The sequence below is a fragment of the Streptomyces litmocidini genome, from assembly GCF_014649755.1.
Taxonomy (GTDB): domain Bacteria; phylum Actinomycetota; class Actinomycetes; order Streptomycetales; family Streptomycetaceae; genus Streptomyces; species Streptomyces litmocidini.
The window spans coordinates 514,912-526,783 of record NZ_BMTQ01000001.1 but is presented as its reverse complement, the minus strand read 5'-3'; the positions used below and the strand labels follow the sequence as shown (position 1 = coordinate 526,783).

Below are 11,872 nucleotides of genomic sequence, written 5' to 3'. Positions count from 1 at the left end.
CAAGATGGGGAGTTCGGCCATACTGTCCGGCGTGGGGACCCTCATCGGTAGATACGTCATCGAGCACAAGCTAGGCGAAGGCGGCATGGGCACCGTCTATCTGGCCCGATCGCGCGGCGGACGCGCCGTCGCCGTCAAGGTCGCGCGGCCGGAACTCGCCTCCGACCCGTCCTTCCGCGCCCGCTTCCGCGCCGAGGTCGCCGCGGCCCGGCGGGTCGGCGGATTCCACACCGCGCAGGTCGTCGACGCCGACCCCGAGGCGGAGTCCCCCTGGCTCGCCACCGCCTACATCCCGGGGCCCACCCTCTCCGGACTCCTCACCGCCGAAGGCCCCATGGACGAGCGGCGGCTGCGCTCCCTCGGCGCCGCGCTCGCCGAGGCCCTGGAGGCGATCCACGCCTGCGGGCTCGTCCACCGCGACCTCAAGCCCGGCAACATCGTCATGGCCGCCGACGGGCCGCGCGTCCTCGACTTCGGGATCGCCCGCGCCCTGGAGTCCACCCGGCTCACCGCCACCGGCAACGCCTTCGGCACCCCCGGCTACCTCGCCCCCGAACAGGCCCTCGGCGAAGAGGTGACCGGCGCCGCCGACGTCTTCGCGCTCGGCGCCGTCCTCGTCGCCGCGGCCGGCGGACGGCCCTTCGGCGAGGGGACGCCGATGGGGCTCATGTACCGGTCGGTGCACGAGGCCCCCGACCTCGGCGCCGTACCGGAGGCGCTGCGGTCGCTCGTGGGACGCTGCCTCGCCAAGGACCCCGCCGAACGGCCCACTCCGGACGCCCTCATGGACGAGCTGGTGGAGGGGCGGGCCGGGGCCGGGGCGTTCGGACCGCCCGTGGCGCCCGGAGCACCTGGAGCGCCTCTGGCGTCCGTGGTGCCGGACCCCCGGGTGGCCGCGTCGACACCCGCCGACGCGGTGCCGGTGCTCGCCCCCCAGGGCCCGCCGGCCGACGCGGTGCCCTTCCCCGCCCCCGTACCGCCGCCCGGTCACGCGCCGGTGACGCCGGGCGCCGGTGTCCAGGACGCCGTCCCCGCCCCCGTACCGCACCCCGTTCCCGTACCGCACCCCGTTCCCGTACCGCACCCCGCCTACCACCTTCCGCCGCCGCCCCTCGTGCCGCCGCCGCCCGCGCCGGACTTCACCGCCGTCGACCGGAACTCCGGGATCGCCGTCGACGGGGCCGGCGTGTCCCTGCACTTCTTCGGGGAGGAGGCCGACTTCCTCTGGAGCGAGATCGGCGCCGTGCGGTACGAGCGCATCCGGCGCGACCGGGTGCTGCGCGTCGCCGTCACGCTCTACGACGGTTCGGTCTACGACTGCGAGGTCGACGGCCGCCGTGCCGCCCGGGTCGACGAGTGGATCCGGCTGCTCGACCCGGTGCTGCGCCACTACCTGCCCGCGTGAGACGACGACGCGACGCCACCGGGGGAGCGGTGGCGCCGCGTCGTCGTCCCGGGGCCGCTACGGCAGGTTGTGCACGTGCGGACCCACCGCGTTCGACCAGGCGTTGCCGGCCGTCGCGTCCCAGTTGGTCGACCAGGTCATGGCGCCGCGCAGCGACGGCCAGGTCTGGGCGGGCTTGAAGGTGCCGCAGCCGGTGCCCCTCGTCAGGCAGTCGAGCGCGTTCTTCACGACCTGCGGGTCGACGTACCCGCTGCCCGCGCCCCGCGTGGAGGCGGGGACGCCCAGGCCGACCTGGGACGGGGCGAGGCCGCCCTGGAGCTGGATGCAGGCGAGGGCGGTGAGGAAGTCCACCGACCCCTGGCTGTAGACCTTGCCGTCGCAGCCGAGCATGGAACCGCTGTTGTAGTACTGGGTGTTGACGACCGTGAGGATGTCCTTCACGGCGAGCGCGGTCTTGAAGTACTCGGAGCCCGTGTTCTGCATGTCGATGGTCTGCGGGGCCATCGTCAGGACCATGGAGGAGCCCGCCTTGGCGGAGAGCTGGCGCAGCGCCTTGGTGAGGTACGTGGCGTTGACGCCGTGCTCCAGGTCGATGTCGATGCCGTTGAAGCCGTACTCCTGCATCAGGGCGTACGCGCTGTCGGCGAAGGCGGTCGCGGTGGCGTCACTGTTGATGGTGACGTTGCCCTTCTCGCCGCCGACGGAGAGGATCACGGACTTGCCGGCCGCCTTCTTGGCCGCGACGTCGGCCTTGAAGTCGGCGGTCGAGGCGTAGCCGACGGCCGGGTCGAGGTTGAAGGCGATCTGGCCGGGCACGGCGGTGGAGTCCGCGAAGGAGACGGCGATGATGTCGTACGCCGCCTGGACGTCCCGCAGCTTCTGCTTGGCGGCGCCGTTGTCGAAGTTCTGCCAGTAGCCGGTGACGGCGTGCTGGGGCACGGCGGGGCCGGGGCCCGGGTCGGTGGGCTTGGCGGTGCGGGCCGTGACGGCGGCGGACTTCGCGGACTCGCCGGCGGCGTTCGTCGCGGAGACCTGGAACTGGTACGCGGTGTCGGCGCTGAGTCCGGTGATCGTGGTCGACGTGCCGCTGACCGTCTGCGGGTTGGCGCCGTCCCGGTACACCTTGTAGCCCGTGGCGCCGGAGACCGCGCCCCAGCTCAGGGCGACGGAGCCGGTGGTGACCGTGCCGGCGGCGAGACCGGACGGGACGGACGGGACGGTCGGGGCGGGGTCCTGGCCGCCGCCCCCGTCGGGCCCGAAGACGCTCACGTCGTCGACGAGGTAGGGGGAGGTGCCGTACCAGCCGTGGGTGTAGATCTCGACCGAGGTGGTGCTCGCCCCGGTGGTGAAGGTGGTGGTGAGCTGCTTCCAGGAGGGGCTGTCGGGCGTCCAGGTGGAGACGCTCCCGGTGCCGGTCCCGGTGTTGTTCGCGCCGAGGTAGGCGTAGCCGCCCTGGACCCAGGCGCTCAGCGTGTACGTCGAGTTGGGCTTCACGGTCACGGTCTGCACGCACATGGCGTTGTCGAGGCCGGCCGGGGTGGCGCGCAGGGCGCCGACGCCGGTGCGGACCGGCGAGGAGACGGCGGCGCCGCTCCCGGCGGAACAGGACCAGTCGGCGAGGCCGTTCTCGAATCCGGCGTTCCTGGCGACGTTGACGTCCGCCGCCTGTGCGGTGCCGGCTCCGCCGACGAGGACGAGCCCGGAGCCGACGGCGAGCGCGAGCGCTCCGCCGAGCAGACGGCGTCCGTGCGGGCGCCGTCCGTGCGGGCGGGTGGTGGTGCGGTCCACGTGCATCCTCCGGTGGGGGAGTTGGGGAGGTGGAGGTGCCGTACGTCGTCGTACGGAGGGGAGGTGCGGGTACGGGGGTACCGGCGGCGGCCACCGCTGTCGGAACAAGTTGGTCCAGACCAATCGCCTTGTCAATACCCCGCGCGGCGAACGCCGTTCGGCCGCGACGAGGGGAAGGGCGGGGATCCGGCCCCGGGGGCCGGGACCGGGCCCGCCCCCAAGGGGTGAGGTCAGGGCGCAAATTAGTGGGAACGGCTTGGCGGATTGTGTGTTCACCACCCCGGGGGACGTGGATAAGGTGCAGAGACGGCGGCACCCTGCGGTGACGCCGCGAACGCGGTAAGTGATCCGCGGCCCCCGGGGCACCGGAGGCCGGAGGGGACGGGGGGTCCGACGTGCCGACAGCGATCGCCGTCACCAGCACCGACCTGGTGCTGCCGCCGACCGACCCCGGGACCCCGCAGGCCGCCGTCCTCCCGCCCCCCGAGTCCCGCTCGCTCGACGCCTCCCTCGCCGACGTGCAGCAACTCCTCGCCCGGTACGGACACGTGGTCGTCGTCTGTCCCACCGCCGCGCCCCCCGCCGTCGAACACCGCCTGCGCGCCGTCCGCGCCCTCCTGGAGAGCGACCGGATCGCGCTGGTCAGGACCGACCTGCCGCCCCTCGGCGCGGCCGTCCTCGTCCGCCAGCTGCGACAGCTCGCCGGCTACGACTTCAGCCCCGGAGTCCTCGCCTCCGCCGCCCGGCTGCTCGCCCACTACATCTACGCCGGCGCCGTCCTCGGCTCCGTCTCCCGCCTCGACCGCGTCCCCGTGAGCCTCGGCGCCCACCTCAAGGGCTGGCTGCCCGGCGCCCACTTCGCCGTCCTCGCCGGGCCGACCCCGCAGATCGTCCGGCTCGGCTCGCGCTCCGGTTCCGCATCCGGCTCCCGTTCCGCTTCCGCTTCCGCTTCCGCTTCCGGCGGGGACTCCCTCGCCGGGCCGGAGTTCGCCACCGAACTCCTCCTCGCCCGCGGCCAGCTCCAGACCGACTGGCCCCTCACCACCCTCGTGCCCGGGTGGCGGATCCCGGGGCCCGTGCACGAAACGCCCCTGCCCGCCTCCTCGCCCGGCTGGTGGGGCACCGGCAAGCTCGTCGAGTTCGCCGCCTACCTGCCCGACCCGGCCGTCCTCCACCAGCTCGTCTCCTCCGTACGCCGCGAGGCCTGCCACTGGTGCGGGATGGAACTCATCGGCGACCGCTGCGGCTTCTGCGCCGCCCCGCTGCCCCCGGCCGCCCCGCCACCGCCCGACCCGGGGACCCGCGCCCTGGGGCCGGGGGCGCGGGAGGGCGGACACGCCCTCGGGCCCGGCGCGCGGACCGCCCGCCCCGCCCTGCCATGAGCGGCCCCGCGCGCCCGGCCCCGCCCGGCCCCACGCCTCCGACCGCTCCGACCGCTCCCACCGCTCCGACCGTTCCGACCGAGGAAGTACGGCCATGAACTCCCGCCAGCGCCGCGGCGTGATCCTGCTGCTGCTCTCCGTCCTGTGCGCCCTCGGCGCCTTCGCCGGTGTCCTCGCCGTCATCAGCGACGTGAACTCCAAGGTCGGCCCGGAGACCACGGCGTACCGGCTCACGAGGGACGTGGAGCCCTACAAGCCCCTGAGGCCGGACCAGTTCGAGAAGATCTCCATGCCCAAGCGCTGGCTCTCCTCCACCGCCGTCACCGACCTCCGCCAGATCGAGGGCAAGATCGCCGTCACCCCGCTCAAGGCCGGCTCCCTCCTCCAGGCCGACATGATCGTCGAACGCCCCCGGCTCCGGCAGGGAGAGCAGGAGATCGCGATCATGATCGACGCGGCCACCGGCGTCGCTGGCAAGATCACCCCCGGCGCCACCGTCAACATCTACGCGACCTTCGCCGGCGAGAAGAAGGGCGACCCCGACCAGTCCCGGATGATCGTGACCGGCGCCCGCGTCCTCGACATCGGCAAGCTCACCCCCATCGCCGACAGCTCCGACCGCGCGGACCGCGCCACCTCCGCCGTCCCCGTCACCTTCGCGCTCTCCACCCTCGACACCCAGCGCGTCGCGTACGCCGAGTCCTTCGCCGAGCACGTACGCCTCGCCCTCGTCGCCCCGACCACGGCCGGGTCCCCGGTCGACAAGGGCGACCGCACCTACACGCTCGACAAGGACAAGTGAGGCCGGTATGACCACCAGGATCCTGCCTGCCGTCGGCGACCCCGAGGCGGCCCGGTCCGTCAGTACGCTGCTCAGCCAGCTCCCCGACGCCGAACCCGCCCAGCCGGTCACCGACTCCACCCAGCTCGTCGACACCCTCGCGCGCCTCGCCGCCGCCTCCCTCGACGAACTCCCCGAGGTCGTCCTCGTCCACGAGCGGATCGGACCCGTTCCCGCGCTCGAACTCGTCCGCGAGGTCGCCCTCCGCTTCCCCGCCGTCGGCGTCGTCCTCATCACCGCCGACGCCGGCCCCGTCCTCCTCTCCGCCGCCATGGACTCCGGCGCCCGAGGCCTCGTCACCCTCCCCCTCGGCTACGAGGAACTCGCCAGCCGCGTCCAGGCCGCCGCCCAGTGGTCCCTCGGCGTCCGCCGCCACCTCGGCGCCGGCATCGAGCCGATCGTCGGCCCCGGCGGCACCGTCGTCACCGTCAGCGGCGCCAAGGGCGGCGTCGGCACCACCGTCACCGCCGTCCACCTCGCCCTCGCCGCCCGCGCCTCCGGACGCAGCGTCGCCCTCGTCGACATGGACCTCCAGAGCGGCGACATCGCCTCCTACCTCGACGTCCAGTTCCGGCGCTCCGTCGCCGACCTCGCGACCATCACCGACATCTCGCCCCGCGTCCTCCAGGACGCCGTCTACGTCCACGAGACCGGCCTCTCCCTGCTGCTCGCCCCGGCGGAGGGCGAACGCGGCGAGGAGGTCACCGACCGCGCCGCCCGCCAGATCGTCAGCGCCCTGCGCGGCCGGCACGAGGTCGTCGTCCTCGACTGCGGCTCCCGCCTCGACAGCGCCAACGCCGCCGCGATCGAGATGGCCGACACCGCGCTCCTCGTCACCACCCCGGACGTCGTCGCGGTCCGGGCCGCCAAACGGACCGTACGGATGTGGGAACGGCTCCAGGTCCGCAAGGCCGAGGAGACCACGACGGTGGTCAACCGCCACCACCGCTCCACCGAGATCCAGCCGCCCCTCGTCCAGAAGATCACCGGCACCCGGATCGCGGGCGCCGCCGTCCCCGCCAACTTCAAGGAACTCTCCGCCGTCGTCGACGCCGGCCGCCTCCACGAACTCGACGCCAAGTCGACCGTCAAGCAGGCGCTGTGGACCCTCGCGGGAGAACTGGGCCTGGTCCAGGCGGCCGATCAGCACGGCAAGCAGCTCGCCCGCACGGGCGACCGCGGCTCCCTGGGCCGCCGCCGCACCGGAGGGCGCTGAACGATGCGGACGCACCGGGACGACGACAGGGGACAGGTGGCGGTGGAGTTCCTCGGAATGGTGCCGCTGATCCTGCTCACGCTGGCGCTGCTGTGGCAGGTCGTCCTGGTGGGTTACACGTACACGCTGGCGGGGAACGCGGCGGACGAGGCGGCGCGGGCGTGCGCGGTGGGGGACGACGGGCCCGCCGCCGCCGGCCGCCACGTCGACGGCGCCTGGAGCGCCTCCGGCGGAGACTGCCAGAGGGGTGGAGGCATGGTCCACGTCGAAGTCAGCGTCGAGGTGCCGGCCCTCGTCCCGGGGCTCGGGGGCCTGTTCCCGGTCACGGCCGAAGCGGGCGCCGTGGACGAGGAGGTCTCGACCCCATGACGAACCCACCGCAGGGCAGGCCCCGCGACCGGGGCCAGGCCGCCATCGAATACCTCGGCTTCCTCCCCATCCTCCTCATCGTCGGCATGGCGGGGCTCCAGCTCGGCGTCGCCGCGTACGCGGCCCAGCAGGCGGGCACGGCGGCTCGGGCGGCCGCCCGAGCCGTGACCACCGACGACGAGCCCCGGCTCGACGCCCAGACGGCGGCCACCGAGGCGACGAGCGGTTGGGTCAAGCCGATGGCCGTCCCCTCCGGGGGCGACGGCGAGGTCACCGTCACCGTCACCGTCACCATCCCGTCCGTCGTGCCCTTCTGGGACGACTTCGGAACCGTCGAGAAGACCGCCACCATGCCCCTGCTCGAGACGTCCGACCAGGAGGACCTGCGATGAGCCTGCGCGCCCGGATCAGCGCCCCCGAGGAGAAGGCCACGGGCGGGGGCCGGGAGGACGGCCACCTCGTCGCCGCCTTCCGGGCCAAGCTCCTGGAGGAGATCGACCTCACCGAGATGTCCGCCCTCGCGGCGGCCGAGCGCCGGGCCCGCCTGGAGCGCGTCCTCGGCCACATCATCAGCCGCGAGGGCCCGGTCCTCTCCACCGCCGAGCGGGCGCAGCTGATCCGCCGGGTCGTCGACGAGGCCCTCGGCCTCGGTGTGCTCGAACCGCTCCTCGAAGACGCCTCCATCACGGAGATCATGGTCAACGGCCCCGACCAGATCTTCATCGAGCGCGGCGGCCGCGTCGAACTCCTCCCGCTCCGCTTCGCCTCCCACGAGCAGCTGATGCAGACGATCGAGCGGATCGTCTCCACCGTCAACCGGCGCGTCGACGAGTCGAACCCGATGGTCGACGCCCGGCTCCCCTCCGGCGAGCGCGTCAACGTGATCATCCCGCCGCTCTCGCTCACCGGGGCCACGCTCACGATCCGCCGCTTCCCCCGGGCGTACACGCTCCACGAGATGATCGGCCTCGGCTCCCTCGACGAACAGATGCTGCTCCTGCTCTCCGGGCTCGTGCAGGCCAAGTTCAACCTGATCGTCTCCGGCGCCACCGGCACCGGGAAGACGACCCTCCTCAACGCGCTCTCCGGCCTCGTCCCGGACGGCGAGCGGATCATCACCATCGAGGACTCGGCCGAACTCCAGCTCCAGCAGTCCCACGTCATCCGCCTGGAGGCCCGCCCCCCGAACATCGAGGGCCGCGGGGCGATCTCCATCCGGGACCTCGTGCGCAACTCCCTGCGCATGCGCCCCGACCGCATCATCGTCGGCGAGGTCCGCGGCGGCGAGACCCTCGACATGCTCCAGGCGATGTCCACCGGCCACGACGGCTCGCTCGCCACCGTCCACGCCAACTCGGCCGAGGACGCCCTGATGCGGCTCCAGACCCTGGCCTCGATGTCCGAGGTGAAGGTTCCGTTCGAGGCGCTCCGCGACCAGATCAACAGCGCGGTCGACGTCCTGGTCCAGCTCACCCGCCACCCGGACGGCACGCGCCGCATCACCGAGATCTCCGTCCTCGCCTCGCACGGCCGGGAACGCTTCCTGCTGGCCACGGTCTGCCGCTTCGAGGCGCAGCCGGTCGCTGCCGACGGACGGGTGTACGGGAGGTTCGCGTACCACCCGCTGCCCCGGCGCGTCGCCGAACGGCTCTACCTGGCGGGCCAGCCGATCCCGCAGGCGTTCGGCGTGGCGACGACGGACGCCCATCTGGCCACCCGAGAGGCGGAGCGATGACCGAAGCCCACGTGCCCACCGGAGGCGCAGTGACGATGACGACCGATCCGACCTGGCGGCCGGGGGAGCGGTGGACGACGGACCCGACGTGGCGACCGGGGGAGGAGCGATGACGACGGACCCGACCTGGGGACCGGTGGACCCGGCCCGGGGACCGGTGGAACCGGCCCGGGGACGGGCGGACCGGTGGACGACGACGGACCCGACCCGGCGGCCCGAGGCACGACCATGACGACGGACCCCTTCTGGCTGACCGTGGGCGTGGCGCTGCTCGCCTGCGTCCTGGGCGTCGTCGGCGTCCAGCTGTACGCGAGCGGGGCCCGCCGCCACGCCGCCCTCGTCGCCCGGCTCGACGAGAGCGGCGAACCGGAGGCCGCGACCGGCCGCCGCAGGCGCCGCTTCCGGGGGATCGACCGACGGGTGCGGAAGACCGCCCTCGGCCGGAGACTGGAACTGCGGATCGCGGCGACCGGCCTCGACATCACGCCCGGCGAGTTCACGGTGGCCCTCGCGGCGACCGTGGCGGTGCTCTGGACCGTGGGACAGGCGGCGCTGTCCCCGTTCTTCGGCCCGATCTGCGGACTCCTCGGCATCTGGGTGGCGCTCGGCTACCTCAACTGGCAACGCCAGAAACGCATCGAGCGCTTCATCAACCAACTCCCCGAACTCTCCCGCATCCTGGCCAACGCCACACAGGCCGGACTCGCCCTCCGCATGGCCCTCGGCCTGGCCGCCGAAGAACTGGAGGCACCGGCGGGCGACGAACTGGAGAAGGTGGCCCAGCAGCTGGCCGTGGGCACCTCCCTCGACGACGCGCTGGGAGAGCTCGCCGCGCGCCTCCCCTCCCGCGAACTCGTCGTCCTCGTCACCACCCTCGTCCTCGCCAACCGGGCCGGCGGCACCGTCGTCTCCTCCCTGCGGAACCTCACCGAGACCCTGGAGGAACGCAAGGAGACCCGGCGCGAGGTCCGCACCCAGCTCTCCCAGGTGAGCATGACCGCGTACTCCGTCCCCGTCATCGGCATCGGTTCGCTCCTCCTCATCGACAACATGGAGCCGGGGGCGCTCGACCGGATGACGGCCTCGGGCATCGGACAGTTCGCCGTGGTGGCGGCGTTCGCGCTGTACGTGGTCGGCTTCGCCGTCATCCGCCGCTTCTCGAAGATCGACGTGTAAGGGCCCGTGCCTGATGGACCTCCTCCTCGCGCTCCTGGCGGCCCTGGCCGTCGCGGGCTTCGCCCACGGCCTGCGCCTCTACCGAGCCGACGCCAAGCTCCCCGACGACCTCAGACTCGCCCTGGAAGTCGGCGCCACCCGCACCGGAGCCGTCGACTCGGCCGTCGACCGCCTGGGCATGCGCTGGTCGCCGGCCGTGCTCCGGCTGATGGGCCCGAAGCGGGTGAACGCCGTCCGCCGCCGGATCGACCTGGCGGGCAACCCCGGCGGCCTGACCATCGACCGGTACGGGGCGAGGCGGGCGGTCTACGGCTTCCTGGGCGGCCTCGGCGGCCTGGTGATGCTGAGCAAGGGCTCGTACGTGACGGCCCTGCTGCTGCTCGCGTTCGGCGCGTTCTGGACGGAGGTCGGGATCTGGTCCGCGGTCAGGATCCGCAAGGACCAGATCGAACGCACGCTGCCGGACTTCCTGGACGTCCTGGCCGTCGTGGTCAGCGCCGGCCTGGGCTTCCGCCAGGCGCTGGAACGGGTCGCGGAGAAGTACGAGGGCCCGTGGGCCGACGAACTCCGCATCACGCTCCGCCAGATGGACATGGGCGTCAGCCGCCGCCAGGCCTTCGACGAACTGCGGCGCCGCAACGACTCGGAGCAGGTGGCGCAGTTCGTGACCGCGCTGCAGCAGGGTGAGGAGCTGGGAGCGCCGATCGTCGACACGCTGATCCAGATCGCCAACGACATGCGGCGCACGGACGCGCAGAACGCCCGGCGCAAGGCGGCGAAGGCGGTCCCGAAGGCGACGATGGTGATCACGACGCTGATGGTCCCGGCGACCATGATCCTGCTGGGAGCGGGCCTGTTCCTGGGCACGGGGACGGACTTCGGGTCGGTGACGGGCAAGTGAGCGCGGTGACATATTCGGGGGAAACGGCTTCGGACACGCAACCCGATGTGCCAAAGTGCGGACTGAGTGTGAGGGGGTGGAGCCGATGGACCCGCTGCATCGCCCCCACCCGATGACCGGGGCCTGTCCGCCGACCCGCCCGTCGGCATACCGTGCCCATACGCAGGCGTCCGAAAGCGGAGGGGACCACGATGAACGACGCGATGCTGAAGGCCCTGACGAGGGCCAAGATGAGAATGACCGGCCGACTGCTGCGGGGGGACCGCGGGCAGACGGCGGTGGAGTACCTGGGGATCATCGTGGTGGTGGTGGCGATCGTCATCGCCATCACCGGTACGGACATCGGTCAGTCGATCAAGGATGCGATTGCCCAGAAGATCAGCGAGTTGACCGGCGGATAGGTCGGCAAGGATCGAGGGACGCAGGGCAGGCTTTTCCTGTCTATATTGCCGTTGTTGCAGGGCTCTTGTTCTTGGCTTTTGCCTACTTTTTGGTCGGGCAGGCAGCTTCCACTCGGAACGGTGCCCAGACCGCAGCGGATGCGGCAGCCCTCGCGGCGGCTCAGGATGTCCGAGAGCAACTGTGGCACGGCTGGATCGGAGTGATCCTCGAGCCTGGGCAATGGGACAAGTTCCTTCAGGGAAGGGTGCGTAGCGACACCTCAGCGGCCTGCCAGCAAGCAGAGGAGTTTGCGGCTCGAAACAAGGCGGTGCTCTGGGACGGCGGGTGTGTTCCTCTCGCTACCGGCGAGCATGGTTTCAAGGTGACCGTACGTACAACGGGACAAAAGCCGAAGGACGCAACGGCGTCTGCTGAAGCTGTACTCGAATCTCGTTGCACCTTCGGTGGACCGCTACCCCCTTCGGATTCGCCCGGACCCTCACCGGGGGCGACGCCTACGAGCCCCGGTGAGGACGACGAAGAGCCCGATGACGAGGGGCCCATAGTCGGCCTCATCTGTGATGGCGAGCCGTGGGAGATCGATCCTCACAGCCCAACCCTCCCCGACGCCGCTGATCTTTTCAGAGTCCGACTGTCGGACTGACCCGCGACGAGTAA

The 11,872-nt window shown here is 72.4% G+C and carries 12 protein-coding genes; 11 read left to right on the top strand and 1 reads right to left on the bottom strand.

Features of this window, described 5'->3' with window-relative positions; translation table 11 throughout:
* Positions 1-85 precede the first annotated feature (85 nt).
* Complete coding sequence (locus IE180_RS02345; protein WP_229860270.1) at positions 86-1,405, top strand: serine/threonine-protein kinase; 1,320 nt, start codon at positions 86-88, stop codon at positions 1,403-1,405.
* Between the two features lie 57 nt (positions 1,406-1,462).
* Here IE180_RS02345 and IE180_RS02340 read toward each other — a convergent pair whose 3' ends face one another.
* On the bottom strand, positions 1,463-3,199 hold the full coding sequence (locus IE180_RS02340) for a chitinase (protein ID WP_190155022.1): 1,737 nt from the start codon (positions 3,197-3,199) through the stop codon (positions 1,463-1,465).
* Between the two features lie 389 nt (positions 3,200-3,588).
* On the opposite strand from IE180_RS02340, the gene IE180_RS02335 reads away from it, so the two are divergent.
* The 10 genes from IE180_RS02335 to IE180_RS02290 all read left to right on the top strand — a co-directional run bounded on the left by IE180_RS02335 (position 3,589) and on the right by IE180_RS02290 (position 11,858).
* On the top strand, positions 3,589-4,575 hold the full coding sequence (locus IE180_RS02335; protein ID WP_190155021.1) for a hypothetical protein: 987 nt from the start codon (positions 3,589-3,591) through the stop codon (positions 4,573-4,575).
* Positions 4,576-4,669: 94 nt separating this feature from the next.
* Entirely contained in the window at positions 4,670-5,377 is a 708-nt protein-coding gene (cpaB, locus tag IE180_RS02330; protein ID WP_190155020.1) for a Flp pilus assembly protein CpaB, read from the top strand.
* 7 nt (positions 5,378-5,384) lie between these two features.
* Positions 5,385-6,632, top strand: coding sequence for a CpaE/TadZ family protein (locus IE180_RS02325; RefSeq protein ID WP_190155019.1), 1,248 nt, complete (start codon positions 5,385-5,387; stop codon positions 6,630-6,632).
* A 3-nt stretch (positions 6,633-6,635) separates the two neighbouring features.
* The gene (locus IE180_RS02320) at positions 6,636-7,001 is read left to right on the top strand and encodes a TadE/TadG family type IV pilus assembly protein (RefSeq protein ID WP_190155018.1); all 366 of its coding nucleotides are present in this window, start codon (positions 6,636-6,638) and stop codon (positions 6,999-7,001) included.
* Positions 6,998-7,393 (top strand): TadE/TadG family type IV pilus assembly protein, encoded by a 396-nt coding sequence (locus tag IE180_RS02315; protein ID WP_190155017.1) that lies wholly within the window; start codon positions 6,998-7,000, stop codon positions 7,391-7,393. The genes IE180_RS02320 and IE180_RS02315 overlap by 4 nt, the downstream gene beginning before the upstream one ends.
* The gene (locus IE180_RS02310; protein WP_190155016.1) at positions 7,390-8,736 is read left to right on the top strand and encodes a TadA family conjugal transfer-associated ATPase; all 1,347 of its coding nucleotides are present in this window, start codon (positions 7,390-7,392) and stop codon (positions 8,734-8,736) included. The genes IE180_RS02315 and IE180_RS02310 overlap by 4 nt, the downstream gene beginning before the upstream one ends.
* Positions 8,737-8,964: 228 nt before the next feature.
* Positions 8,965-9,912 carry a type II secretion system F family protein gene (locus tag IE180_RS02305; RefSeq protein ID WP_190155015.1) on the top strand — a complete coding sequence of 316 codons (948 nt, stop codon included), beginning with the start codon at positions 8,965-8,967 and terminating at the stop codon, positions 9,910-9,912.
* A gap of 13 nt (positions 9,913-9,925) precedes the next feature.
* Complete coding sequence (locus IE180_RS02300; RefSeq protein ID WP_190155014.1) at positions 9,926-10,813, top strand: DUF5936 domain-containing protein; 888 nt, start codon at positions 9,926-9,928, stop codon at positions 10,811-10,813.
* A gap of 191 nt (positions 10,814-11,004) precedes the next feature.
* Positions 11,005-11,214 carry a Flp family type IVb pilin gene (locus IE180_RS02295; protein WP_373302642.1) on the top strand — a complete coding sequence of 70 codons (210 nt, stop codon included), beginning with the start codon at positions 11,005-11,007 and terminating at the stop codon, positions 11,212-11,214.
* Positions 11,215-11,279: 65 nt separating this feature from the next.
* Complete coding sequence (locus tag IE180_RS02290) at positions 11,280-11,858, top strand: pilus assembly protein TadG-related protein (protein WP_444545778.1); 579 nt, start codon at positions 11,280-11,282, stop codon at positions 11,856-11,858.
* Positions 11,859-11,872: the final 14 nt, after the last annotated feature.